This window comes from Nitratireductor basaltis (assembly GCF_000733725.1).
In the GTDB taxonomy this organism is placed as follows: domain Bacteria; phylum Pseudomonadota; class Alphaproteobacteria; order Rhizobiales; family Rhizobiaceae; genus Chelativorans; species Chelativorans basaltis.
The window spans coordinates 133,978-160,167 of the sequence record NZ_JMQM01000002.1; the positions used below are offsets into that span (position 1 = coordinate 133,978).

17 protein-coding genes are annotated in these 26,190 nt (G+C 58.7%); 10 read left to right on the plus strand and 7 right to left on the minus strand.

The genetic code is table 11. The features are described 5' to 3' along the window. Positions 1-144: 144 nt before the first annotated feature. The 4 genes from EL18_RS13050 (at position 145) to EL18_RS13065 (ending at position 14,344) form a co-directional block, all read left to right on the plus strand. A complete protein-coding gene (locus EL18_RS13050) occupies positions 145-8,730 on the plus strand; it encodes a peroxidase family protein (protein WP_036485143.1) in 8,586 nt (2,861 codons plus the stop codon). A gap of 67 nt (positions 8,731-8,797) precedes the next feature. Further along, positions 8,798-10,555: a type I secretion system permease/ATPase gene (locus EL18_RS13055; protein ID WP_036485145.1), complete on the plus strand. Its 1,758-nt coding sequence runs from the start codon at positions 8,798-8,800 to the stop codon at positions 10,553-10,555. Next, positions 10,552-12,951, plus strand: coding sequence for a cadherin-like domain-containing protein (locus EL18_RS13060; RefSeq protein WP_051914255.1), 2,400 nt, complete (start codon positions 10,552-10,554; stop codon positions 12,949-12,951). The genes EL18_RS13055 and EL18_RS13060 overlap by 4 nt, the downstream gene beginning before the upstream one ends. Positions 12,952-13,018: 67 nt before the next feature. Then, positions 13,019-14,344: an HlyD family type I secretion periplasmic adaptor subunit gene (locus EL18_RS13065; RefSeq protein ID WP_051914258.1), complete on the plus strand. Its 1,326-nt coding sequence runs from the start codon at positions 13,019-13,021 to the stop codon at positions 14,342-14,344. A gap of 62 nt (positions 14,345-14,406) precedes the next feature. Here EL18_RS13065 and EL18_RS13070 read toward each other — a convergent pair whose 3' ends face one another. Then, positions 14,407-15,822, minus strand: coding sequence for a sensor histidine kinase (locus EL18_RS13070; RefSeq protein WP_161782004.1), 1,416 nt, complete (start codon positions 15,820-15,822; stop codon positions 14,407-14,409). A 370-nt stretch (positions 15,823-16,192) separates the two neighbouring features. Between EL18_RS13070 and EL18_RS13075 the strand changes: the two genes are divergently transcribed. The 3 genes from EL18_RS13075 (at position 16,193) to EL18_RS13090 (ending at position 17,877) form a co-directional block, all read left to right on the plus strand. Beyond that, positions 16,193-16,639 (plus strand): hypothetical protein, encoded by a 447-nt coding sequence (locus tag EL18_RS13075; RefSeq protein WP_036485151.1) that lies wholly within the window; start codon positions 16,193-16,195, stop codon positions 16,637-16,639. A 623-nt stretch (positions 16,640-17,262) separates the two neighbouring features. Next, positions 17,263-17,547, plus strand: a complete 285-nt coding sequence (locus EL18_RS13085) for a hypothetical protein (RefSeq protein ID WP_036485156.1) — start codon at positions 17,263-17,265, stop codon at positions 17,545-17,547. Positions 17,548-17,613: 66 nt separating this feature from the next. Continuing rightward, positions 17,614-17,877 (plus strand): DUF1488 family protein, encoded by a 264-nt coding sequence (locus tag EL18_RS13090; RefSeq protein WP_036485159.1) that lies wholly within the window; start codon positions 17,614-17,616, stop codon positions 17,875-17,877. Between the two features lie 271 nt (positions 17,878-18,148). On the opposite strand, the gene EL18_RS13095 is transcribed toward EL18_RS13090, so the two are convergent. Continuing rightward, entirely contained in the window at positions 18,149-18,985 is an 837-nt protein-coding gene (locus tag EL18_RS13095) for a fumarylacetoacetate hydrolase family protein (protein ID WP_036485160.1), read from the minus strand. Positions 18,986-19,247: 262 nt separating this feature from the next. Between EL18_RS13095 and EL18_RS13100 the strand changes: the two genes are divergently transcribed. Further along, positions 19,248-19,709, plus strand: coding sequence for a PACE efflux transporter (locus tag EL18_RS13100; protein ID WP_036485162.1), 462 nt, complete (start codon positions 19,248-19,250; stop codon positions 19,707-19,709). 235 nt (positions 19,710-19,944) lie between these two features. Here EL18_RS13100 and EL18_RS13105 read toward each other — a convergent pair whose 3' ends face one another. The 3 genes from EL18_RS13105 to EL18_RS13120 all read right to left on the minus strand — a co-directional run bounded on the left by EL18_RS13105 (position 19,945) and on the right by EL18_RS13120 (position 21,818). Then, entirely contained in the window at positions 19,945-20,487 is a 543-nt protein-coding gene (locus EL18_RS13105) for a cell wall hydrolase (RefSeq protein ID WP_081871234.1), read from the minus strand. 200 nt (positions 20,488-20,687) lie between these two features. Beyond that, positions 20,688-21,113: an ion channel gene (locus EL18_RS13115; protein ID WP_051914262.1), complete on the minus strand. Its 426-nt coding sequence runs from the start codon at positions 21,111-21,113 to the stop codon at positions 20,688-20,690. 108 nt (positions 21,114-21,221) lie between these two features. Then, complete coding sequence (locus EL18_RS13120; RefSeq protein ID WP_036485169.1) at positions 21,222-21,818, minus strand: outer membrane protein; 597 nt, start codon at positions 21,816-21,818, stop codon at positions 21,222-21,224. A gap of 163 nt (positions 21,819-21,981) precedes the next feature. On the opposite strand from EL18_RS13120, the gene EL18_RS13125 reads away from it, so the two are divergent. Both EL18_RS13125 and EL18_RS13130 read left to right on the plus strand, forming a co-directional pair. After that, a complete protein-coding gene (locus EL18_RS13125) occupies positions 21,982-23,871 on the plus strand; it encodes an ATP-binding response regulator (protein WP_051914263.1) in 1,890 nt (629 codons plus the stop codon). Positions 23,872-23,887: 16 nt separating this feature from the next. Further along, positions 23,888-24,250, plus strand: coding sequence for a response regulator (locus EL18_RS13130; RefSeq protein WP_036485172.1), 363 nt, complete (start codon positions 23,888-23,890; stop codon positions 24,248-24,250). 93 nt (positions 24,251-24,343) lie between these two features. Here EL18_RS13130 and EL18_RS13135 read toward each other — a convergent pair whose 3' ends face one another. Together EL18_RS13135 and EL18_RS13140 are read right to left on the minus strand one after the other, a co-directional pair. Next, complete coding sequence (locus tag EL18_RS13135) at positions 24,344-24,742, minus strand: response regulator (protein WP_036485175.1); 399 nt, start codon at positions 24,740-24,742, stop codon at positions 24,344-24,346. 11 nt (positions 24,743-24,753) lie between these two features. Beyond that, positions 24,754-26,133 (minus strand): aminotransferase class I/II-fold pyridoxal phosphate-dependent enzyme, encoded by a 1,380-nt coding sequence (locus EL18_RS13140; protein WP_051914265.1) that lies wholly within the window; start codon positions 26,131-26,133, stop codon positions 24,754-24,756. Between the last annotated feature and the right edge of the window lie 57 nt (positions 26,134-26,190).

Genomic DNA, 26,190 nt, shown 5'->3' on the forward strand with positions numbered 1-26,190 from the left:
CGCTTATCGTTCGACCTTGTTGCGTTCCGACCGCCCCGTTATTGCGCCAATCTTCCCGGTGAGCCTCGCGGACCCTGTCTGCGGGTAGAGAAACCAATCAACCAGGCAACAAGGCCGAGAAGGCCTGCCTCCGGGGAGCGTGTCATGTCAGCCAAGATGAATCTTCACGATCTGCAATTCGTCCTGAAGCAGATCAAGATTGGCGAAGCCCATGCAAATGGTGCAGCGCTGACGGAAATCAGGATCGACCCGGGTACGGGCGACGTCATTACCGACCCCGCCATGTATGACGCAAACGGCGTCTTTCTTGGTGATCCCGGCTGGCCGCTTGCCATACCCGATCCGAAGACGCCATTCGGTGTACGCACCGTTGACGGCAGCTACAACAACCTGATGCAGGGGCGCGAGCAATGGGGCGCTGCAGACGAACCCATGCCGCGATATCTCGATCCCAACTATATTGACGGGGGGCCGGAAGCACCTTTCTCCTTCGGTCCCGGTCCGCTTCAGCCGGTCACCAACACCGACTACGGGATAGTCGATGGCGTACCCACCTTCCCGGGTTCGGGCCTGAACGGCGGACATACCGGCAATGTGGTGGATGCGGATCCGCGCATTATCTCCAACCTGGTCGCGGATATGAGCGCGAACAATCCGGCTGCACTCTATGCCGCACTGGTTTATGTCGGTTCGGAAGATCCCTATGCCGACCTTGCCGAGTTGCTCGCCGCGCGCATCTCCCAGGCAGACGCTGATGCGGCGCTGCTCGATGCGCAGGCTGCGGTTGCAGCCGCCGAGACCCAGCTGGACGCAGTCATCGCCGACTATCCTGCAACCACGGATCTCGACGCGATACAGGCCGCGTCCGATGAATTGACCGCGGCCGAAGCTGCCCTGGCTCATGCGCAGGACGTTGCAGCGGATCCTCAGGCTGCCTTTCTCGCGCTTGCCTCGGACAAGGGGCTTGAGATCGTCAATGGCTCTCTCATCATCCCCAATGTCGCGCCTGACGAAGGTATCTCCGCACCATTCAATGCCTGGATGACATTCTTCGGCCAATTCTTCGACCACGGTCTCGATCTTATCTCAAAGGGCGGCAACGGTTCGATCTTCGTACCGCTGCAAGCCGATGACCCGCTGGTTCTGGGTCCCGACGGAATAGCCAACACGGTCGACGATCTGCCTGCGTCCATGCGTTTCATGGTCCTCACGCGCTCCACGACCGTCTATGACGAAAACGGCGAGCCGACGCAGACAAACACGACCACTCCCTTTGTCGACCAAAACCAGACTTATACGTCACATGCGTCGCATCAGGTCTTTCTGCGTGAATACACGATGGGCCCGAACGGGCCGGTAGCCACCGGGCGCCTGCTCGAGGGCCCCAATGGGGGTCTTGCCAATTGGGGCGACATCAAAGCCCAGGCTGCCTCCATGCTCGGCATCCAGCTCACCGATCCTGACGTTCTCAACATTCCGCTGATCCACACGGATGCCTATGGCGAGTTCATCCGCGGCCCCAACGGGCTGCCCCAAATCGTGACAGGCATCAATCCCGATGGCACCCCGTCCTCCATGGTGGAGGGCGTGCTGGGTGCTCCCGTCAACACGTTTGGCGTGGGCGCATTGCGCATCGGCCATGCATTTCTCGACGACATCGCGCATGCCGCCAATCCGATCAACAATCAGACCGGGGGCATCAAGCTTCGCGACTCGGACGGCGTCATCAATGACACCAACGCGAATGGTGTCATTGATCCCGATGAAATCGCCATGGCACTGGGAGAGTCGCTGGCAACCCATTTCGACGGCGACCTGCTCGACCGCCATTACATCACCGGCGACGGGCGCGGTAACGAGAATTTCGGCCTGACTGCCGTTCACCACGTCTTCCACTCCGAGCACAATCGCCAGACGCTCATCCAGAAACTGACGATCCTGGAAGAAGGCGATCTGGCCTTCGTCAATGAGTGGCTGACCACCGATATTTCTGCAGGCGACCTTGCCGCGATCCATTCCTCGCTGGATGCGGCAGTCGACAAACACGCATTCATCGAAGGGCTGGCGCTCGACTGGGATGGTGAACGCATCTTCCAGGCCGCACGCTTTGCCACCGAGATGCAGTACCAGCACCTGGTATTCGAGGAGTTCGGCCGCAAAATTCAGCCGGCTATCGATCCCTTCGTATTCAACTCCGTCACCGACCTGAACCCTGCAATCTTCGCCGAGTTCGCGAATGTGGTCTATCGCTTCGGCCACTCCATGCTGACGGACAGCCTCCCGCGCTCCTTCTTCAATCCGGCGGGTACCGCCGATACGGCTTTCCTGGATACGGTCGATGACGGGCTCATCGCCGCCTTCCTTGATCCGGTAGATTTCGATCTCGACGGCGGCATCAGTCACGAGCAGGCTGCCGGAGCGCTTGTACGCGGCCTTACAAATGTGCGCGGCAATGCCATCGACGAATTCGTCGTTGATGCACTGCGCAACAATCTTCTGGGTCTGCCACTCGATCTGGCGGCGATCAACATTACCCGCGGCAGGGACACTGGGATGCCCACGCTGAACCAGGCGCGTGAGGAGCTTTACGCCTCCACGGGCCAGAGCTTCCTGCGTCCCTACACAAGCTGGGCGGATTTCGCTGTCGGACTGAAGAACCCGCTCTCCGTCGTCAATTTCGTGGCGGCATACGGCACCCACAGCCAGATCGTGGCTGCGGCTACACTTGAGGAGAAGCGCGAGATCGCGATGGAGCTCGTCTTTGGTGTCGATGTCGATGGCAATGCGACGACCATTGCCGATCGCGACTCCTTCATCAACGGCACCGGAAGCTATACCGGCGATCTTGGCGGTCTCAACAATGTCGATCTGTGGATCGGCGGGCTGGCAGAAAAGATCCTGCTTTTCGGTGGCATGCTGGGATCGACCTTTACCGCAGTCTTCGAAGCGCAGATGGAATTGCTGCAGGATGCGGACCGGTTCTACTATCTGACCCGCACGCAAGGACTGAACTTCCTTGACGCCCTGGAGAACAACGCCTTCTCCAAGCTGATCATGGCCAATACCGATCTGACCGAACCCGGGCCTGACGGCATTCGTGGTACGGCAGACGACGTGATCCGCCACCATATCGGCATCGATTCATTCGCCAAATACGACCTTATTCTCGAGGTCAACGAGGCCTATCAGCAGGATTACAACGGTGCTGATCCGGGCAAGGACCCGAATGACATCGACGCCGTTCTGGCAGGGCTGGGTTACACTCAGGTCATCCGCGACCTGCCGCCTGCCTTCCAAGGGTATTACGACAACTACCTGCGCTATATCGGTGGCGAGCACACGGTTCTCGGCGGCACCTCTTCCCGTGACGTGCTGATCGGCGACCTCGGTGATGACGCCATATGGGGCGACGCCGGCGATGACTTCATCGAGGGCGGCCAGGGTGTCGACCTGATCATGGGCGGCGCTGGAGATGACATCATACTCGACGAGGGTGACGAAGGCGACTTCATCAAGGGCGATGACGGGAACGACGTCATTGCCAGTTCCAACGGCCTCGATGTGCTGATGGGCGGCGATGGCAAGGACGCCATCTTTGCAGGCAAGGACGATACCGAGGTCTTTGGTGGTGAAGGCGATGACTTCATCCTCGGCGGCGATGGCGTCGACTTCCTGCTTGGCAATGAAGGTGACGACTGGATCGAGGGCGGTGGCGGTTTCGACACCTCTGCCGGCGACAATTCGGAGCTTTTCTTCAACTCCACGATCCTTGGCCACGACGTGATGTTCGCAGGCTCCGAGGAGCATGATTTCGATGCCGAATCCGGCGACGACATCATGGTGCAGGGTGAAAGCGTCATGCGCAATGAAGGCATGTTCGGCTTTGACTGGGTCAGCTATCAGGGGGCTACCTTCGACGCCAATGCCGATATGCGAATCCGCATCTTCACGACAGAAGAGGCCGATATCCTGCGCAACCGCTTCGACAAGGTTGAAGCCTTGTCCGGTGGCGATGGCAACGACACGCTGCGCGGCGATGACCGTGAGGCCGGTGCGCCTCCTGCAATCCCGACCGTGAACAATACGGAGACGCTATTCTTCAAGGACGAGCTGAGCCAGGCGGGCCTCTCGCGCATTGAGGGCCTGCGGGAGCTTCTGGGGGACCTTGTCGATGACATCCCCGAAGGCGACAGCGAGGAGATCGTCGCGTTCACGGGCGGCAACATTCTCCTGGGCGGTGCAGGTAGCGACACGCTTCAGGGCAATGGCGGGAACGACTTCCTCGATGGCAATGCCCGCCTCAATGTCAGGATCCGGCTGACCGCACCCGATGCTGAAAACAGCGCCGACAACGAGTTGGCCACCATCTACAGCATGAAACATGTTTTCGATGGCACGGAGGGTCTGAACATTCCGGTGGAATGGATCGGAAAGTCCCTGTTCCAGCTGCTGGTATCGCGCGACATCGTGCCGAGCCAGATGCATATCGTCCGCGAGATCCTTGCAGATGACGGCGCAATCGGTGATGTGGACACGGCGGTCTTCAACGACGTGATGGAGAACTACGAGTTTTCCATCAATGATGACGGCTCCTATCGGGTTGAACACGTCACCATCAGCGATGTGGACGACCCTGTCACAGGGCGCCCGCTCATCTCCGATGGCGTGGACACTCTTCGCAATATCGAGCGACTGCGCTTTGCGAATGGCGAGTTTGACGCGGCCCAGCTTTTCAACGTTCCGGCAACCGGGCAGCCAGTTATCAGTGACCTCACCCCCACCGAAGGGCAGGCACTCACCGTCGATGTCTCATCGATCGTTGATGCCAACGGGGTCGGTGCTCTGAACTACCAATGGCAGGTCACGGCTGACGGCGTGACATGGGTGGATGTCCCGGCCGTTCTCGGGGGAAACAGCGCCAGCTTCACGCCCACCGACATCAATCTTGGCATCTTCGGAAATGCTGCCGATGCATTTGCAGGCATGCAAGTTCGCGTGACGGTCAGCTTCACCGACGGAGCAGGCAACCCGGAATCTGTCACGTCCGATCCGACGGGTCCCATAGGTGCCAACTGGGCACGCGGTTTCCTTGTCGGCAGCCCGTTCAATGGTACTGCAGGTGACGACATTGCCACCGGGAACAATCAGGCTGACGTACTGAATGGCAATGGTGGTGACGACCTTCTTATCGGCAATGGCGGCAACGACACGCTGAACGGCGGCGATGGGAACGATACCCTCATCGGCGGAAACGGACAGGACCTTGTCGATGGCGGTGCAGGTGACGACACCATCATATGGAATGTCGGCAACGGGCGCGACACCGTGCGCGGCGGCACAGAGGCGACAGCCGGTGATACCGTTGTTGTCGAAGGCAATGCCACTGCAGAGACGTACCATATCTGGACCCGTGCCGAATGGAGTACGTTCAGCATCGCGAATGCCATCCAGTCGATCAATCTCGATCCGGCTGCCGAGATCATCATCACCCGCAACGGAACGAATTTCGCTTCCATAGCGGTCCAGATGTCGGAAATCGAAGAGATCGTCATCAATGGCAATGGCGGTGGTGACACCTTCGTCACCCATGGCGACTTCTCGCCGACCTCGCTTTCGACAAGCACCATCACGATCAATGGTACGGAAGCAGACGATGTGGTCGATTTCTCGGCCCTCACATCCGAACATCGCATCCTGTTCCGCTCCAATGGCGGCAATGACACGATCATCGGCAATGTGAGGCCGCAGGACGTGATCCAGCTCGCCGCTGGACACGACATCGCCGACTACACTCTGGTAGACAACGGCAACGGCACTCACACCTACACAAACGGCACCTATTCGGTGACCTTCACGGGGGCGGTTCCGCCGCAATTCGAAAATGGCCCCGGCTCCAGCGGCAATCTTCTGGACGATGAGGATATCGAGGATCTGCTCGAAATGGCCCGCGATCCGAATTTCGTGCGGGATTCTTCGGGTTACGGAAACAACGTGGACAATCCAACCTGGGGTGCAGCCGATCAGCAATTCATCCGGCTGACCGATCCCCACTATACGGATGGTGCAACCGGAATCCGCCAGACTTCGCTTACTCCGCGCCAGATCTCCGACATCCTGTCCAACCAGGACAATGACGGCGACGGCATCGAGGAAAGCATCGTCAACACTTTCGGCGGCACCAGCCTGCTGACCTTCTTCGGTCAGTATTTCGACCACGGCCTGGACTTTGTTGCCAAGGGGCAACCGGGGTCCGTGGCGATAGGTTCGGCGACATTCCCGATCAACGCACCGCGCTCGAACATCGTGGAAGGCACGGGCATCGATCCGGATGGCATTCCGGGCAATGGCGATGAAATTCCCGCAGAATACATCAACCATGCATCGCCCTTCGTCGACCAGAACCAGGCTTATGGTTCCAGCGACGAGATCACCAATGTGCTCCGCCGCTGGGAGGTGAGCGAGGATGGGCAACCCGTCCGCACCGCCTATCTGCTCTCAGGTGATATCGATGATACTGGTCGTGCATTGCTGCCAACCCTAGCTCACATCCGGGACAATTTCCGGGTGATGACGGAAGGTGGTGAACTGACTTCCAGCGACATCGGGAACTACCAGGGCAGCGGTCAGCCATTGCTCATCGACTTCATTCCCAAATTCGTGGTGCTGCCGGATGGCACAGAGAGCCAGGATCTCGATCTTGACCAGATAGGCCATTTCTTCGTGGCCGGTGACGGGCGCGTCAATGAGAACGTGATGCTGACCTCGATCCATACGATCTGGCACCGCAACCACAATTTCTGGGTCGATGAACTAAAGGCGCGCACCAACAACGAATGGACGGAGGAAGAATATTTCGAAGCCGCACGCCTGCGGAACATCGCCGAGTATCAGCGTGTCGTGTTCACCGAGTTTGCAACCGCCATGGCAGGCGGGCTCGACAACGACGACGAACACGGGTTCGAAGGGTACGACCCCACTGTCGATGCTTCCATCTCGGTGGAATTCGCCCAGGCAGCCTATCGCTTCGGACACTCCATGCTGAACGAGACGGTGAGCTATCAGGACGAGAACGGGGATCTGCAGGAAGTCTCCCTGGTCCAGGCATTCCTGAGCCCAGCGCAATTCCTTAATCTGGGCATCAACAATCTCCTGGCGGGTGCCGTGCAGGTGCAGCATCAGGCGATCGATGTGGACATGGTCAATGCCCTGCGAAACCAACTCGTTGGTCGTCCTCTCGATCTGGCCGCGCTCAACATCTTCCGTGGTCGCGATATGGGCATCGCGCCCTTCAACACGGTTCGCGCGCAGCTCTACGAGAAAACAAAGCTCACCGCTCTTCGCCCATATGAAGACTGGGCAGACTTTGCCCTGCGCAATGGCATCTCGGCCGAGATGTTGGCAAAGCTGCAGCAAGCCTATCCCGACGGGTTCGATACGATGGATCTGTGGGTCGGCGGTCTACTCGAGAAGCCGGTCGCCGGCCAGCTGGGTTCGACCTTCGGCTACATCTTCCTGGAGCAGCTCGACCGGCTGCAGCACGGTGATCGACTCTACTATCTCGAGATCTTCGATGACTCCCTGTTTGCAGGCGAAAACCACGTCACATTCTCAGACATCATCGCTCGCAACACCGGCCTGGAAGGTCTGCCCGAGAACGTGTTCGATCTCGATGGCTCCAATGCCGCGGCCAATGACGACGACCACATCTTCAACGGTATCGATGAGGATGAGGACGAACAGGACCAAGGCCAGGACGATGATGATGATGAGGAGGACGATGACGTCACCGGCGAGGATGACGGCGACGATGAAGATGATGAACAAGGTGAAGATGAGGATGAGGACGAAGACGAAGACGAAGACGACGTCAGCGGCTCCTGCGAGGATGACGAAGATGAGGACAGCGACGTAGCTGTTCCAGCCATCGCAGCAAATGCAGGAACGGCAGGCAACGACATCCTGCGCGGCACCGAAGGCAATGACTACCTCAACGGCCTTGCCGGCAACGACACCATCTTCGGCGATGCTGGTGATGATGACCTGTTCGGTGGCGCCGGAAACGACATGATCGCTGGCGAAGAAGGCAATGATCGCCTGTTTGGTGACAACGGCCACGACATGCTGATCGGTGGAGCCGGCAATGACATGGCCTTCGGAGGGAACGGCAACGACGTTTTCGTCGCCGAATCCGGCGATGGCAACGATGTCTACTATGGCGAGGGCGGCAATGACACGCTCGACATGTCATCGGTGCATGCCAATGTGACCGCAGATATGGGCACCGGCTTCATGGGGCGTGGAAGCGTCATGGTAGAGGGAGGCGAAAACGACACCATCTGGAGTATCGAGAACATAATAACCGGCTCCGGAGACGACCACATAACTGCCTCTGCCGCCGTCAATGTCATGGATGGTGGTGCGGGTAACGATACGTTCCGCTTCCTTTCCAGCATGGATGCCGATGGCGATACGATCATGGGCTTCCAACCAGGCGACCGGGTCGATCTGAGTTGCATGGATGCGGACCGCGATACTGCCGGGGTGCAGTCGTTCACTCTCGTGACCGGCGACAGCCTTACCGAGCGTGGGCAGCTTCTTGTAACCCACGAAACGCGAGAGGACGGCGACTACACTGTCATCCAGGGCAACACGACCGGCAGCGACGAACCCGACTTCAAGATCAGCATAAAAGGCTCGCATGCCCTGACGGCGAGTGACTTCAACCTGTGACCGTTGCTTCCCCCGCCGACCATGAGGCCGGCGGGGGCATGTTCTTCAAAGTGTTGGGTGGCCAGTTATGCGTAAGAAAGAAAACAATAATGCAGCCCGTCGCAAAAGCGCGCGATTGCTGACCCAGGGGTTCAAGAGCATGGGGATATTCCTCTTCATGCTATCGGGGATCATCAATGTGCTCGCGCTTACCGGCGCATTCTACATGCTGCAGATCTATGACCGTGCGCTGACGAGCGGAAGCGTTCCGACCCTTCTTGCTCTCTCGGTGCTCGCGGTCGGGCTCTACCTCTTCCAGGGGCTTTTCGACATCATCCGTTCCCAGATCCTCATCCGTCTGGGCGCGCGCCTCGACAGCCGAATAGCACCATTGGCCCATGAAGTGGCCATCGACATGCCACGCTTCGGCTTCTCCACATCGGAGGCCCTGGAGCGTGGACGGGACGTGGATACGGTCCGCGGCTTTCTGGGCGGACAGGGGCCTGTCGCATTGTTCGACCTGCCATGGATGCCTCTCTTCGTGGCATTCGTCTACATGCTGCATCCGTTTCTGGGTGCCCTCACTCTCGGCGGCGCGGTCCTTCTTGCCCTTCTGACGGTCGTGACCGAGCTCTTGACCCGGCGCCTTTCGGACAACACGCATCAAGCGGCCGTAACGCGCAATGCGATCGCGGATTCGAATGCGCGCAATGCCGAAATCCTCAAGGCCATGGGCTTTGCACGCCGGGCTGCGGATCGATTCTCACAAGCCAATGACGACCATCTGGACCTGCAGACGCGCACCACGGACATCTCTGGCACTCTCGGTGGAATTTCACGAGTACTGCGCATGATCCTGCAGTCATCCGTTCTCGGGCTCGGAGCGTTCCTGACCATAAAGGGTGACCTGTCGGCGGGTGCGATCATAGCGGCCTCCGTAGCGTCTGCGCGTGCACTCGCTCCCATCGACATGGCCATTGCAAACTGGAAAGGCGTGGTAGCTGCCCGCAATGCCTTCCGCCGCCTCAAGGAAACGGTGGCAGCCATGGCGGAAGCAAAGAAGCCGATGCAGCTTCCTCCGCCGAATACGGCCCTCAAGGTCGAAAACATCACCGTTGCGGCACCGGACACGGGGCGCGTGCTGCTGAGCGACGTTGCTTTCGAGATAAAAGCCGGCCAAGCCGTCGGGATTATCGGCCCAAGCGGCGGCGGCAAGACGACGCTCGCGCGTGCGCTGACCGGCATCTGGCCGATCCTTCGCGGGGCTGTGCGCCTCGATGACGCCGAACTTTCCCAGTGGAGCGACGAGGAACTCGGGCACTATGTCGGTTACCTGCCGCAGGACGTGGCGCTGCTGGAAGGCGATATCCAGGAAAACATCTCCCGCCTTGAGAATGAGCCCGAGCCGCGCCGGATCGTTGAGGCAGCACGCGCCGCAGGCGTTCACGAAATGATCGTTCGCCTGCCGGACGGCTATCACACGAGCCTTGGACCGATGGGCCTCGCTCTTTCGGGTGGACAGAGACAGCGCCTCGGACTGGCGCGGGCGCTTTATGGCGAGCCGTTCCTCGTCGTTCTCGACGAGCCGAACTCAAATCTCGATGGCGATGGGGAAGCAGCACTGACGCGAGCGATCGAGGGCGTGAAGGCGCGCGGCGGTGTCGCAATCGTCATTGCCCACAGGGCAAGCGCGCTTGCGGCATGTGATCTCGTTGCCGTCATCCAGAACGGCAAGATGACAGCCTTCGGTCCGAAGGACGAGATCGTTCAGCCCCAGCAGCAAAAGCCGGCGGCAGCGAAGAAACAGGCAGGGAAGCAGTCGGTGGCTGCTCGAGTGTCAGCATGACAATCAGCGTCAAAGGCACGAGGAACGAAACGTCCGTTTCAACGGCGGCAGAACACTACAAGCTGCAGTCTGACGAGCGTAAGTCGCGCATACCGCACGTCATTGCATTCGCTGTGGTCAGCATCGCAGCCTATCTCAAATCTTTCTTCTCCAGTCCGGCTGCACCTGCGCCCGAGCCCGACGGTCCGATGACCGGCGACAAGCAGTTGTCGCCTGGCCTTGAGGTCGTACAGGGTGAGGACAACCAAGCTCCCGCGGATCCTGGTGAAGAGCTTAATACAGCCTCGGTCGAGGAACCTCCCAAACTGGTCGTGGGCTCCGGCAGCAGGCTGATAGACCCTTATGTGTCTGCGCGTTTCGAGCCGGTCCAAACGCCCGAACTGGAAGAATACTTTCTCGCTCCGGACGCGCCCCTGGTGTGGGCAAACACCGAGCCGATATCGCTTGTCGCTCAGAACGACAATACACCGCTCAATAGCCCGTCGCGACCGAATGTCCCTGTTGGGTCTCCTCCGGATCAGAAGCAACCGATAATTCCCGACCCCCCAGGCGGACAAACGCCTCCCGGCACGCCCGGTTCAGGCGGCTCAGACCCGACAGATCCGGGTGGCAACGGCTCGGATCCTGGAGACAATGGCAGCCCTGGTGGTGACGGCGGCACCCCGACAGCCAAGAACAGGGCTCCGCGCGTCTCGGCCCCGGTCAAGCTCTACGACCTGAGTTCCTGCGCCCTACTGGTCATCGGTCTGATGCAACTCCTGGAACATGCCGAAGACCCTGACGGGGACCCGCTCTCCATTGTGAATCTCTCCACTTCTTCGGGTACGATAACCCAAACAGGCGCCGAGTGGATCTACACGCCAGATCAGGGATATGTCGGGGAAGTCACTCTCTCCTACCAGATCACCGACGGTGAACTTTCTGTCGCACAGACGGCTCATTTCTCGGTTCTGGAACGCGGCCTGATCATTGGCGGCGATGGTGACGACGATCTCGTTGGCAGCGAATGTGCAGACGACATTCATGGTGGCGCGGGAGACGACCATATCGATGCGCGCGGCGGTGATGACGTCATCTTCGGCGGAGACGGCAATGACCACATTCTGGCCGGGTCCGGCAACGACCTTGTTTATGCGGGCGCAGGGAATGACATTGTTCATGCAGGTGCGGGAAATGATGTCGTCTATGGGGGCGCGGGACATGACACGCTTTTCGGTGAAGACGGCGACGACGTCCTCTACGGAGAGGAAGGCAACGACGAAATCGATGGCGGCGCAGGGACAGATGTCATCTATGGCGGAAGCGGCAACGACGTAATCTCCGGTGGGTCGGGCAACGACCGTGCATTCGGCGGGGAAGGTGAAGATGTCATTTTCGGAGGCCAAGGCGATGACGACCTGTCCGGTGGCGCAGGTGCCGACGTTGTCTATGGCGGCACGGGAGAGGACAATATCAGCGGCGGGCAAGGTGATGACGTGCTCTTTGGCGAAGAGGGTGACGATGACCTTTCCGGTGGAGCAGGACGTGACATCATCTATGGCGGCGCTGGAAAGGACCAACTTGACGGCGGAGAAGGCAACGATGTGCTCTTCGGCGACGAGGATGATGACGAGATTTCCGGCGGAGCAGGAGAGGATGTGATCCATGGAGGCGGCGGCGATGATATCGTCGACGCGGGTGATGGCGACGACGTCGTTCACGGCAATGCAGGCGACGACCGTCTCAAGGGCGGTGATGGTGACGATGTCATCCACGGCGGCGACGGCGACGACTGCATCGAAGACGGTTCGGGCAGCGATGTGGTCCTGGCTGGAGACGGCAATGACCACGTTTTCGCGGCGATGGATGCCATCAGCGACGTCTACCTGGGCGGTGCGGGCTGTGACACGATTGACTACTCGGCAGCTCAGCAGGACCTGAGGGTAGACCTTGTGAACCGGATCGCTTCCGGTGTGGAGATCGGCGAGGACTCGATCACCGGTTTCGAGAAGGTTGTCGCAGGCAGCGGGAACGACCACCTCATCGCAGGGAGCCAAGCCGCGAGCTTTACCGGAGGGGATGGCAGCGACATCTTCGAGTTTACCGAAGCCTGCACCCCTGTGGCGGAGATGGCGCACCCATCCCGCTTCGAAATCCTGGATTTTGATACGGGCGACCGCGTGCGCCTGTCGAAATACGATCTGTTCGAGAAAGTGTTCGGCGAGCTGGAGAACGATTTCGAGCGCATTTATGGCGACGAGGTCGACGAGGATGACGTGCGCATCCGCTATCGCCACGAAAAGGACGACACCGTCGAGCGCACGATCATCGAAGCCGATTTCGACCGGGACCGTGTCTACGAGACGGTGATCACTGTCGAAGGCACCCATTTGCTTGTGATTGTCGAACACGCATGAACCGGATCGATCGGACGCAGCAACACGAAAGGAACGGGCGTTGAGGCCCGTACAGGGGACGTAAGCGATGAGTACCAGAGAGATGACAAGGAAGGGTTCGCGAACAGCGCCGACAACCTACCGCCTCGGTTCACGTGTTGTTGCAGGTAGCCTGCTCGGATTGTTGCTGGTTGGTGGCGTGGGCGGCTGGGCTGCCACGGCCCAGCTCACCGGGGCCGTGATTGCACAAGGTGTTGTCGCCGTAGACCAGAAGCTGAAAACCATCCAGCATCGCGACGGTGGAATAATCAGCGCGATCAATGTTCGTGAAGGTGACCAGGTCAGCACCGGTCAGATACTCTTCCGCCTCGAGGATGCGCAGACCAAGGCAGAACTATCCATCGTGAATACGCAACTCTCCGAGCTTGTTGCGCGGCGCGCCCGTCTGGTGGCCGAGCGCGACATGCTGCCTGCCATGGTGTTTCCAGCAGATTTCGATCTGAACGATCCAGCAAACATCATCAGCGTCAGCGGTGAGCAGCGTCTGTTCGAGGGCAACAAGATGCATCGCGAAAGCCAGAAGCAGCAGCTGGAGCTGGGCATTGTCCAGATCGGCGAGGAAATTACCGGCCTGGAGGCGCAAAAGGAATCGAAAAGCAGCGAAGCCGAGATTGTTGAAGCGGAATACCAGAAGATCAAGGGCCTTGCAGACAAGCGTCTCATCGAAGGCTCACGCGTCTACACGGCCACACGCGAACGCGCCCGCCTGCTTGGGGAACGCGGCGAGATCGACGCAGCCATAGCGCGCGCGAAGACCCGCATGAGCGAGATCCGGCTGCAGATCATCGCAATCGACGAGAATGGCCGCACCGAAGCGCAGCGCGAACTGAGCCTTGTGGAAACGCGCATTTCGGAACTCCAGGATCGCTCCACAGCAATTGCCGACAGGCTGACGCGCACGGATATCCGCTCTCCCATCGACGGGATCGTGAACGAGCTCAACATCCACACGCTCGGCGGTGTCATCACGCCTGCCGAAGTGCTTGCGAATCTCGTACCGCTTGACGCCAAGCTCAAGGTCGAGGTCAAACTCCCGCCAACGGCCATCGATCAGGTGAATATAGGTCAGGATGCACGGCTGCGCTTCTCGGCGTTCAATCAGCGAACCACGCCGGAACTCGATGGCAACGTGACCTATGTTGCCGCCGCAACCTCCCATGATCAGTCGACCGGCGAGACCTACTATCTGGGAAATGTGGAAGTGGCTGCAGCAGAGCTGGAGAAGCTCGGTGACCAGACGCTCATGCCGGGAATGCCGGTCGAAATCTTCATCTCCACCGAAGAACGCACTGCCTTGAGCTACATCACCAAACCCTTTGTGGATCAGCTCAACAGGGCATTCAGGGAAGAGTGATCTCGGGCTCTGGCACGCCTGCTGCCCCGCCAATCGACTGCGGCGGTCGGGCGCTCATGCTTTCAGTCGGTTGAGCGTCCTGCTTCGTATGGAAGCGGGAGGATCACGGTGACCATCGTACCCCCCTCTTGAGCGGTTTCGATGGTCACCCGCCCGCCAAAGGCATCGACCCGCCGCGTCAGACCGGCGAGCCCGAGGCTGCTCTCCTTGCGCTTCTGTCCGCTCATTCCGGGGCCCTTGTCGCTCACCACCACGCGCAACTCATTGCCTTCGTGCGAAGCCGTGACGCGCTGCCCCACACCGCCTGCGTGCCAGAACGCATTGTTCAAGGCCTCCTGAATCACGCGATAGATGCAGATTTTCAGCGATGTGCTCGAACTTCGCGGCAGTTCCTCAAGTTCAAGCGTCACATTCGTATCGGTGTGGAATTCATGCCGGTCCACGGCCAGCCTGATCACCCCGGAAATCTCCAGATGCTCAAGTTCGGGAAGCGTCAGGCCGCTGCTGAGCCCTCGCAGTTCCCTGGCCAGCCGGCTAACCAGATCCACCGTCCGCGCTCGGTCCGAGGTGGCATTCGGGCCTTGCAGGTCTACGGCTTTGCTTTCCAGCCTGAGCATGATCAGGCTGAGCAACTGAAGCGGCCCGTCATGGAGGTCTGCCCCTATCCGGTTCAGAAAATCCTCATTGACCCTGAATGCCTCCAGGCGCGCCTGCTCTGCTGCCTTGAGAAGCCGAGCATTTTCTGCGGCGAGCTTCTGAGCTTCTTCCAGCCGTTCCTGCAGTGCATGATGATGTGCTTTGACCACGTGTCTCGCGCGCAATACCACGACACCAAGCATGACCAAGATCAAGGACGTGGCCAAAAGCAGCGCGGTCCAGATTATCAGCTTCTTGCTCCTGATCTCGGCAAGCAGCGCGGAAGCATCGAGATAGAATTCCCCCACTGCGAAAACCTGCCTGGTGCCCAGATCATGCAGCGGAATATACACCTCGAGCAGAGGCATGCCGCCTTGCACCTGCTGGGAATGACCATGGTTGGTCAGGTCGCCCTCCAGATGAGCAACGACCGTGCCGCTTGCTGCAGCAGTCATCTGTGAAGAGGGGACCTTGCGACCGATCAGACTCTTTTGGGTGCTGTAGGCTATCGTGCCATCAGGCCACCAGACCTGCACCACCGGGACCGAGCGCGCCTTCAGTCTTTGCGCAATCGTATCAAGCTCGGCCTCGATTTCTGGCGACAGGGCGGAACCCGTCAGGCCCTGAACGACCGGCGCAAGAAATGCTTCCATGAAAACCGCGCTGCGATCGGCAGCGTTGTCGATTTCCCCTCGGGTAACATAGCTGCCCAGATAGACACCGAGGAGCACCATGGTTGCGCATACCGCAAGGCAGGCCACCAGGAAGGCCTGCAGGCTCAATCCGAAGCTTGAGGTTGAGCGTTGCGCTGCGGCAGGCAAGTGATCAGCGGGAAACCGCATTCCAGATTCGATATTCCCACGGCCACTCATTGTGGGTTGACCTTGTCGATGGCGATCGTCGCTATCCTCAGAACCAGCCTCCCCGAGCGCCGCCATGCCCATGCGATGGAAATAAAAATGCGCAGTGAGATCGGCGCCCGCCTTGATTCTAAAATCAAATCCTTCAATCGTGATCTATTATACTAAATAAAATACAAGTTGTGTAAGCTATTTCAGCCTTGGTAAAAGCGGGGGTGGAAGAAGAGTTGATGCAGTTTTTGCACTGTGCGGTATCATCCGTCGGCTGCCTGCAGCATGTCCTGTATTGCAAAGCGTGCGTGCGACGAATTCTTGCCAGCCTGATTTTGTGACGACTGGAAAGAGCTACATCATGATTGAGCTGGCAGGCTGTTCGGGTGCTGAAGTACAAGACATCATTCCGGTGGCGATTTGTCTTTCGGAGGTTGCGAGCGCGGCAATAACGCGCGATCCGGTTACCTTTTCTGCTGTCGGCGTCTGCATCTTGCTGACACTTCTGCTTGGCCGCAGCCTGGCGATAACACTCTCCGTTCTGCTTGCAGCAATCGTTCTTTGGCACCAGTCGGAAAATTGGATGAATGGCCCGGAGATGCGGCTTGTATCCGGTGCTTTGCTTGCCGCTCTCCTCCTGCTCTGGCTGGGCCTGCTCAATTACCGACGTCTGTTCAGGCGCCAGCGAAAAGAGATCGCTGCCCTTGTATCAGCGAATGATGCCACACAAGAGAGACTGGATCGCGAGATCACGTGGAGGCGCGCTGCAGAACCCGTAGAACAGGAGCCGGAAGAGCCTGGCTCTTGAGTCCGGGAAAGCCATATTCGCCGAAAGGTTCTACAAGTTCTCACGACAGTCGGTACGACAATGTGAACCAGACATCATTAGGATCTGACAGCGTCAGGTGATACACTGCGGCTGGGCAGCCAGAGAAAACGGTGCTGCCGAACGGGCCTGGCAGTCGTCGGCCCCCAAAGAGGAAGACATGATGTCTTCCGGATATCTCACGTCGCAGGACCTGCAGTTGATCGATACACTGCTGGCGGAACATCGGACCGGTTCAGGCAATCGGACTACCGAAACGGAATTGCGTACAGGCAGGTTGCTCATAGACCTCATGTCGAACGGAGTTCAGGAGGAGGATCAACTTCGCCAGAAGTTGAGACACCATCTTGAAAGTCTCCGGAGCACCGAGATCGCGTTGTCCGAGTGGGAGAACGAGGGTGGAGCCTCATATCTTCCCCGTCACTACGACAGCCGACACAGGATCGCCCCTTTAGGCTGTATGCGCTCCTCAGCCGCAAGCGCGGTTCGCGAAACCTGCGTGCCCGAGCATGACGGGGATCATACGGGACGGAAAAGCGGCTTCAGCCTGCCCTGAATCGTCCGCACCACACAGGCTCCTGCACCATGAAAGGTGGACAGAGACCATGAGCATCATAACACGACATCGGACCGCTCCGCGGCTGCGCAACCGGACGGCTGCCATCCATACATATTCCGTCGGCCAGTTTGCGACGTTCCGCAACCGCTTTGACGCCTCCTTGCCGCAGCTATGCCGCATCTCCGGAAAGCTTCCCACGAATGGGGGAATGCCACGTTATCGGATCCGCAAGGACGGTGAACACACTGAATATGTGGCAACGCAGGACGAGCTTTCACCGGTTAGCCCCGCACCAGTTGATTTCGCACCGAAACCGACCACGCAGTCCTGAACCGAGCAGCAGACACAATATGACAAGCCATTGAAACTGCACGGTTCGCATCTCGAAAGACAACCCATGACGCTTAGTTTCCCAAATCAGAGCAGAAGCTTCGACAAGGACCGCAACGCTGTTCGCTTCACCGGCTATGATGGGATGTTCGAGGTGCCTTTCTATATCGAGGTGGACGCGCTGGCACGCGTCCTGTCGCAACCTCTGTCCGTACAGGACTGCCTGACTGCGTTCGACGCCGAGCGCACATCAATCCTCGACGTCGCACGCGAAGTTTACGCGCATCGAAAGCTAACCTCCTATACGCTGACCGCAGCGAATTTCCACTGAAGGCGCATAGGGCTTCATCTGACCGGGAGGGTGACAGGGAACCTCAGCGTGCGCAGTATCCAAAGTCGATGTTCACTGCAGCTTCCCGCCCGTAGTCACGCAGCTGATCCGCCCGCTCACTGGCTGGCCTTGGCAGACGGAAGAGCAGATTACGGTCTGCGCCCTGCGCGACCTTTCACCAGCGCTTACCGTCTCAGGAACCGGAAGCTCAAGACCGCACGGCCATAGGCAAGTTCGATCTTGATGGTGGCCTCCGGTTCCCTTGTTTCGATCAGCTGTCGGCAATAACGTCCTGGCGCTGGGAGCCGAGGCCCTCGATGCCGAGCTCCACGACATCACCTGCCTTCAGGAACTGCTGCGGCTTCATGCCCATGCCGACGCCGGGAGGCGTGCCGGTGGAGATGATGTCGCCGGGCTGCAGCGTGAAGAACTGGCTGAGATAGGACACCACATGGGCAACACCGTAGACCATGGTGTTGGTGGAGCCGTCCTGCATGCGCTTGCCATTGACGTCGAGCCACATGCCGAGATTCTGCGGGTCGGCAACCTCGTCACGGGTCACGAGCCAAGGACCGGTCTGGCCGAAATTGTCGCAGGACTTGCCCTTGGTCCACTGACCTGCACGTTCCGCCTGGAATTCGCGCTCCGAGACATCATTGATGACGCAGTAGCCGGCAACATGATCCAGCGCATCGGCCTCCGAAACATATTTCGCAGACTTGCCGATGACCACGCCGAGCTCGACCTCCCAGTCGGTCTTTTTCGAGTTGCGCGGAATGATGATCGGATCATTGGGCCCGCAAATGGCGCTGGTGGCCTTCATGAAGATGACCGGCTCCGGCGGCACTTCCGCTCCGGTCTCTGCGGCATGGTCGGAATAGTTCAGGCCGATGCAGATGAACTTGCCCGTGCGGCCGACGCAGGCGCCGAGGCGCGGACTGCCCTCAACCACCGGCAGGTCATCCAACTTGATGTCGAGGCTGTCGAGACGGGTCAGGACATCACCTGCAATATCATCGACAACGCCGGACAGATCGCGGATCTTTCCCTCGTCATCGAGAACCCCCGGCTTCTCCGCGCCGCGCTCTCCGAAACGTACGAATTTCATCACTCGACTCCCTGCAAAATTTCGGCTGTTCCGGCAAGGGACCCGATATCCAGGACCACTGCAAGGTCAGCAACACCCAAAACCGTACGCTGCGGTACGCAAAGCGGTGACTGGCGCAAGGCGAATTGGAACAGCCGGTCAGCTGTGCGCGTTGTCGCCCTTGGCAGCCACGCCCCGAGAGGCTAGATGGAACGCGTGAGGACGACCTCCCCCGTCAGGGTTCAGCAGTCGGGACGGCCCGGATCAGCAGCAGGAGATCACAATGCGCCGTCCGGCAGACCGTGTACGCCATGCAGTAAGCTTCGAGGTCATCGGCCTATCCATAATCACTCCACTTGCCGCCTGGGTCTTCGACAAACCCATGAGTGATATCGGCGTCATCGCCATAGTGGGCGCAACGATCGCGACCGTTTGGAACTATCTCTACAATCTGGGCTTCGACCATCTCATGGTCTGGCTGCGCGGCAGCGTGCACAAGACCGTTGGTATTCGCGTTGTACACGCGATCATCTTCGAGACAGGATTGCTCTTGATACTGCTGCCCTTCATCGCCTGGCAGTTGGAGATTGGGCTTTGGGAAGCGCTGGTGATGGATATCTCCTTCGCGCTTTTCTATCTCGTCTACACATTCGTCTTCAATTGGCTCTACGACATCGTTTTCCCGATAGATGACGCACGGACACAAGATGCCTCGGAGAATGCCGAGCGAGAAGGCGCGCGCTAGGTGCGGTCCGAACACCGCAGCATGACATGACTGTGCGTCCGACCGCGCTGTAGCTCAGGCGCTTCCACGCGGATCACACGGTTGCGCAATCTCCGGCACCTTGGAGATACCGGAGGCGATTCCCGTTAAAAACCACTGATTGCTGCGATGCCGGCTGAAAGATACGGCGCGGAAACGGATCTGGCATGCCCGTCTTCCGCGATCCAGACCCGCAGCCGGTGTCGCAGCAAATAACTCAGAGTGAGGCAGTGAAGTAGAAGATGTGCCGCCCCACCTGACCGGTGCGCTCAAGCTTCTTCGCCCACCACGGCTGCACGAAATCCGCATGGTAGTGGGTGGATCGCGCCAAGCCTTCATCCAGGTCACAGCCGTCGCTGTCGCATTCGAAAATCAGGCGCGCGATTTTTTCTGCAACCTTTAGCGCCCGAGGTTCGTTGAGGCGGTCGGGAATGCCATCGCAGGCAAAAGAGAACTGGCACGCATTCTTCATGTGGTCGTTCTGATAAACCACATCACATACGGTGTCGGGATAATATTTGCTCTCGACCCGGTTCAGGATGACACGGGCCACTGCTCTCTGGCCTGCTTCCGGCTCGCCGCGTGCTTCGAAATAGATCGCCGTTGCAAGGCATTCGATCTCTTTTCTGTAACTGCGGAAAGACTGTGATTTCTCACTCTCCTGCGAGACAGATGCTGTTTTCGCAAGAGCGGCAGTCGGATTGAAACTGGTGCATAGTAGCCCCAAGGCAAGCATCATGCTTGCGGCTGGTCGCGTCATTCGCGAACCCCCTGATCAAGTTTTTTTGGATGAGGGGTTCCTGCATGAACAATTCGACACGACCTTGATGATCACGGGGCAGAAAAAAGGCAATTCCATTCGGATCGGCATTTTAAGAGAAGTATTCCGCGGCATGCTTGTACCGCTTCGCCAGATTCACGCGAATATATGTTGGTACCAATACGATGAGTGGCTGCGTCTCACTTCTCGCCCTTCCCGCTGAATTTCTCACTCCACGCCGAATATACAAAGGTCGCGGACCAGGTCAGCACCATGAAGCCACCCAGTGACTGCATCATGCTGATGATACGGATCGATCCTTCGGTCTTGATCTGCGTATAGCCAAGCGTGGAAAAATTGATGCCTGAGAAGTAGATCAGGTCATTGAAGCTGCCGGAAAAGGATCCGTCAAATCTTCCTGTCCACTCCAGCGGTAGAAGGAGTGCGTAGACGCCCGCATAGAGGACGATCTCCAGCGTGTGGATCAGAAGCAGCCCGGAGAAGATGGCGATCAGGGTCATGTCTGCATTGCGCACCCGCAGCCTTAGCTCGTCGAGGCTGCGCAGGGCATAGTGATGGAAGACGCCCAAGGCGAGAACAAGTGCGAAACCGACCAGCAGCGCCATATGAAAAACCTCCTGAGTACCCATGTGTAACAGGCACAGGAGGTTTCGGTTTCAGATGTCCTGCATCAATGGCAGGGCAAGCATGTTTCACCGCCCCGCTTCAAATGATCAGAACTTGTAGCCGATGCGGATCGTGGCAAGGTCGAGCGTGGCGTCGATCATGGATGTGTCGAACTGCTCGAACTCGAAATGGGTGTACTGCGCGCCGACCACGATATTGTCGGTAACTGCGTAGTCGATACCCGCACCCGCGGTCCAACCCCAGTCTTCAAGTCCCATGAAATCGGTGGTGGCATAAACCGCACCAGCGTGACCGGTCAGCAGGAAGCGGTCGAATGCGTAGCCGGCGCGAAGCTTGAACGCGTAGGAATTCTCCACGGTGATGAAGCTGTAAGCTTCATAGTTGATGTCCAGGCGCATGGCTTCAGCTTCTGCGCCGACAACGAAGTTCCCGAAGCTGTGCAGGTAGCCGGCATGGGCACCGAAGATCCAGTCCTCGCCTTCGTCCGGGAACGGAGGCGTCTGGGCGTAATCGACATCTTCCAACCAGCCATAGCCAGCGGAAAGACCTGCATATGCACCGGTCCAGCCAAAGCGCTCGCTGCCTGCCTTTAAGGGAAGTGCACCGATATCAGCCGCGCTAGCGCCACCGGCAGCGATGAATGATGCTGCAGCAACTGCGAAAAAGGTGGAACGCATGGTCATATACCCCGAAGCCCCAGGTTAAGGATGGATAAGAAATGACCCATTAAGGTTACCAAAGCCTTAAACGGCACAAGGTCCCGTTAATTCGCTGCGAGGATTTACCACTTCTAAAACTAGAGGCGGCATTCTCACTGCAATTTGCGGGATCTGTAGGGGCGATTTGATGACTAGCCTGAAGGGACTTGAGGCGCTGATCGACTGGTTCATGCCAGGTGAATTCAGCGAGGACGCGCATTCGCGCAAGCGGGTGCGCATGTTCCTGATCAGCCATATATTCGGGCCGATACTTGGCGCACCGATCCCGATATTTCTTTTTCTCTATGATCCGCACCCCTTTCCGCATGTGCCAATCCTGGCCGCTCAGATCGCTGCTTTCTGGCTGTTCCCGATCGCGCTGAAGCTTTTCCCGGCTCACTACACCGCGCTTGCGCTGCTTTCGACGATCAATCTGTCCAGTGCCATCCTCTGGGGATCCTACAATTACGGTGGCGTAAGCTCGCCATTCCTCATGTGGTTCCTGGTAATGCCGCTGCTGGCGTTCTTCTATCTCGGTTCAACCGCCCGAACCCGTGTGATCATCTTCGCCCAGATCGTATTGGGACTGAGTGCGTTTTACGCGGCCTACGTGCTTGATGGTGCTTTCCCGGTCCATATTCCGCTTGAGGACATGGTGGGTGCGGGCATCGTCTCGGCCTTTTCGGCGGCGACCTATGTCTTCCTGATGGCGAGTTATTATTCCAGTGTCGTGGACTCGCAGTCGGAGCTTCTGAAAGAGATAGAGCGCCATCAGGCCACGATGAAGCTTGCGGAACAGGCCCGTGATGATGCCGAACGCGCCAATGGCGCCAAGTCCGAATTCCTTGCAAAGATGAGCCACGAGCTGCGCACGCCGCTCAATGCCGTTTTGGGTTACAGCGAAATTCTGCTCGAGGATGCGGAAATCGAGGGCCGTGGCGAACAGATCGCCGATCTCCAAAAGATCAGCGCTGCGGGCAAACATCTGCTGGCCATGGTCAACGACATTCTCGACATTTCCAAGATCGAGGCTGGCAAGATGGAGCTGCATGTCGAGACAGTCGATCTCGACAGGCTGGTGGACGAAGTCGAGGCTACGAGCCGTCCGCTTGCCGCGAAGAATACCAACAATTTCGTCGTGGAGCGCAGTGGTGATCTGGGAACGATCCGCGTGGATGTCACCAAGCTTCGTCAGGCAATGTTCAACCTGATCAGCAACGCAGCGAAGTTCACGCAGAACGGCCAGATCAAGCTCAAGGTCGTGCGTGAACCACGCATGACGGGTGACTGGCTTGCGATATCAGTCGCCGATACGGGCGTCGGAATCAGCGAGGAGCAGCAGAAGACACTCTTCTCGAATTTCACCCAGGCCAATGCGAAAATCGCGGCTAAATACGGTGGAACCGGGCTCGGCCTATCGCTCAGTCAGAACCTTATCGCACTGATGGGCGGCAAGATCGCGCTTGAGAGCGAACCGGGCAAGGGTGCTTGCTTCACGATCTGCCTGCCAGCCGACATCTCTGCACTTGTTCTGGAGGAGGATGTAGACCTGGTGGAGCAGGCGGAGAGCGAGCATGAGCAGCGCAAAGTCCTCAATGCCGGTCTCTCCGGCCACGCACCGGACCATGCGCGCCGCCAGAAGGTTCTTCTGGTGGACGATGACCGGGATTTCCTTGAACTCGCAGAGCGTCTCCTGATCAAGGAAGGCTACAGCCCCATCGCCACCGATTCCCCAGAATCGGCACTGCAGATCGCGCGCAGCGTTCAGCCGTCACTCATCTTCTGTGACGTCATGATGCCCGGTCTTGACGGGTGGGATGTGCTGCAGACCCTCCAGTCGGATCCTGCAACGCTCGAGATTCCGGTCATCATGCTGTCCGTGCTCGATGAGCGCAGCCTGGGCCGCGACAGCGGTGCAGCCGGGTTTCTTACCAAGCCGCTGGATCAGGACAAGCTGAGAAAGGCGTTGGAGTCCGCCAAGGCTTTCCGTCGTTTCGTGACCGCCAGTGATGCCACACCGAGCGGAGCTGCCGTTTAATCTTGAGCAGAATATCATGACACAGATCCTGATCATCGAAGACAACCCCATCAACCGCGATGTGCTCGGCCGCCGGCTCGAGCGTCGCGGTTTCTCGATACGCTTTGCCGAAGATGGCCCTTCGGGTATCGAGGCAGCACGTGATCTCATGCCCGACCTGATCCTCATGGATATCGGTCTGGGGGAAATGGATGGCTGGGAAGCCACACGTCGCATCAAGGCCATGGAAGAAACGGCATCGATCCCGATCATTGCACTGACAGCCAGCGCTTTCGAATCCGACCGGCAGAAAAGCTTCGCCGCGGGCTGCTGCGACTTCGACACGAAGCCGGTGGATCTTCCACGCCTGCTTGGAAAAATCGAACTGGCTCTGGCCTGAGCAAATTCACCTTCGACAATACAGGAAGGGCGGCAGCTTCAAAATGAAGCTGCCGCCCTTTCTAAATCGGGATCGGGTCTGGAAAGAGCCGCCTCAAGCGGCTGCGCCGACATCGTTTGGCTGCATGAGGATCTTGCGCAGCCGGGCGAAGTCCAACGGCTTCTGCTGGATCTCGGGGACCCGAAGGCCGTGCTCGACCGCCTTGGCCTGCGTTTTCCGAAGAACGATCTCGTCCTCGCCGCTGACGATAATGATCTTGCCGGCATATTTGTCTTGAGCAAGCAGGACGAACAGGCCGGCGGCGTCGATATTCGGCATGTTGATGTCGATCGCCATCACTTCCGGCTTGAGCGCACGCACGAGATTGATCACGCCGCGGGAATCCGATGTCGCGAATGCCTCATAGCCGCAGCGCTCGGCGACGCGAACGACAAGCTCAGCCGACGACGCATCGTCGTCGACCGAGAGAAGGCGCTTTGGGGTCGAATACATGATCCGGCTCCTTACGCCGCGCTGGCGGCCGGCTTGCCCCGCATGGCGGGTGCTGCGGTGTGGATCTCGTTTTCGCGGTAAGGACGGTAGGTTTCCTCTGCCATACGCAGGGACTTCTGCATCAGCATGACAAGCTTGTCGACATCCTCGCGGCTGTGATCGGCCATGACCTGTACACGGTAGCGCGCAGCGCCCTGCGGCACTGCCGGATACTCCACCAGATTGGCGATGGCACCAAGCGAAACAAGATTGCGTGACGCGATACGCGCAAGTCCCTCGGCGCCAACGCGCACCGGCACGATCGGTGAGGGATCGCCCAGGGCTTCAAGACCTACCTTGGCCATCTCGCTGCGCATATAGAGGATGTTGTCCATCAGGCGCGCGCGTCGCACGCGGCCTTCGTCGGAGCGGATGATCTCGACGGCCGCCAGTACCGTTGCCGCCTGCGCGGGCGACAGGGCGTTGGAGAAGGTCTGTGTCGCCGAGAAATACTTCAGATACTCTGCGACACCGCGCGATTTCACGGCGATGAAGCCGCCATTGGATGCAAAGCTCTTCGAGAACGAACCAATAATGATGTCGGCCTGATCGACCATGTTCTGCAGACCCAGATGGCCCAGACCATCTTCGCCGATGCAGCCGAAATCATGGGCGCAATCCACCAGAAGCATGGCATCAAACTCGTCGCACAGCGCACGTAGTGCCGCGATGTCCGGCGTATCGGAATGCATGGAGAACAGGCTTTCGGTCACGACCAGAATGCCATTCTCGTTATCCTGCGCACGGATGCGCTGAAGCCGGCGGCGCAGGCCCTCGCAATTGAGATGGCCATGAAAATGGATGTTGTGGGTTGCTGCGCGTGCGCCTTCCTGGAGACAGGAATGTGCCAGAACATCAAGGACCACATGGTCACCTGGACGGACCACGCCCTGAATGGCAGCAAAGCCTGCCGACCAGCCGGTCGGGTAAAGCACGATTTCGCGCCCATTCACGAATTCGGAGAGCGCGTCCTGAAGCTTCAGTGAGTAATGCGTGTTGCCCAGAAGAGCAGCAGAACCAGCACTGTGGACGCCATATTCGCGGATGGCCTCCACAGCGGCTTCCTTCACCTTGGGATGTGAGGAGAGACTGAGATAATCCTGGGAGGCGAAATTCACGCCCTCGATGAGCGAACCATCGTCATTTTTGGCGGCGCAATGGGTGCGCGGCGCGGATTCCGTGGATTTCGCATATGGCCAAAGCTCATGTTCGCGACGCAGGTTCTGCCACTGATAGAAACCCTCGACCCGGTCCAGCAGGTTCTTTCCCTGCGGAGCCCGGTAATCGCGCAAGCTGCCTGTAAGAGCTGCAGCTGGAAATTCCCGGCTGTCTGATGTGGTGCCGTCTGACATTATAACCCCCGGTTGTTGCGGCCTTTCCGGCCTGTCCACCTGGGCACAACTTAAGCG

Coding starts and splice junctions, on each gene's coding strand:
- EL18_RS13105 (WP_081871234.1), bottom strand. CDS start 20,487: ATGACGCGACCAGCCGCAAGCATGATGCTTGCCTTGGGGCTACTATGC.
- EL18_RS13050 (WP_036485143.1), top strand. CDS start 145: ATGTCAGCCAAGATGAATCTTCACGATCTGCAATTCGTCCTGAAGCAG.
- EL18_RS13130 (WP_036485172.1), top strand. CDS start 23,888: ATGACACAGATCCTGATCATCGAAGACAACCCCATCAACCGCGATGTG.
- EL18_RS13065 (WP_051914258.1), top strand. CDS start 13,019: ATGAGTACCAGAGAGATGACAAGGAAGGGTTCGCGAACAGCGCCGACA.
- EL18_RS13135 (WP_036485175.1), bottom strand. CDS start 24,742: ATGTATTCGACCCCAAAGCGCCTTCTCTCGGTCGACGACGATGCGTCG.
- EL18_RS13100 (WP_036485162.1), top strand. CDS start 19,248: ATGCGCCGTCCGGCAGACCGTGTACGCCATGCAGTAAGCTTCGAGGTC.
- EL18_RS13095 (WP_036485160.1), bottom strand. CDS start 18,985: ATGAAATTCGTACGTTTCGGAGAGCGCGGCGCGGAGAAGCCGGGGGTT.
- EL18_RS13115 (WP_051914262.1), bottom strand. CDS start 21,113: ATGGCGCTGCTGGTCGGTTTCGCACTTGTTCTCGCCTTGGGCGTCTTC.
- EL18_RS13055 (WP_036485145.1), top strand. CDS start 8,798: ATGCGTAAGAAAGAAAACAATAATGCAGCCCGTCGCAAAAGCGCGCGA.
- EL18_RS13075 (WP_036485151.1), top strand. CDS start 16,193: ATGATTGAGCTGGCAGGCTGTTCGGGTGCTGAAGTACAAGACATCATT.
- EL18_RS13125 (WP_051914263.1), top strand. CDS start 21,982: ATGACTAGCCTGAAGGGACTTGAGGCGCTGATCGACTGGTTCATGCCA.
- EL18_RS13070 (WP_161782004.1), bottom strand. CDS start 15,822: ATGCGGTTTCCCGCTGATCACTTGCCTGCCGCAGCGCAACGCTCAACC.
- EL18_RS13085 (WP_036485156.1), top strand. CDS start 17,263: ATGAGCATCATAACACGACATCGGACCGCTCCGCGGCTGCGCAACCGG.
- EL18_RS13120 (WP_036485169.1), bottom strand. CDS start 21,818: ATGACCATGCGTTCCACCTTTTTCGCAGTTGCTGCAGCATCATTCATC.
- EL18_RS13060 (WP_051914255.1), top strand. CDS start 10,552: ATGACAATCAGCGTCAAAGGCACGAGGAACGAAACGTCCGTTTCAACG.
- EL18_RS13090 (WP_036485159.1), top strand. CDS start 17,614: ATGACGCTTAGTTTCCCAAATCAGAGCAGAAGCTTCGACAAGGACCGC.
- EL18_RS13140 (WP_051914265.1), bottom strand. CDS start 26,133: ATGTCAGACGGCACCACATCAGACAGCCGGGAATTTCCAGCTGCAGCT.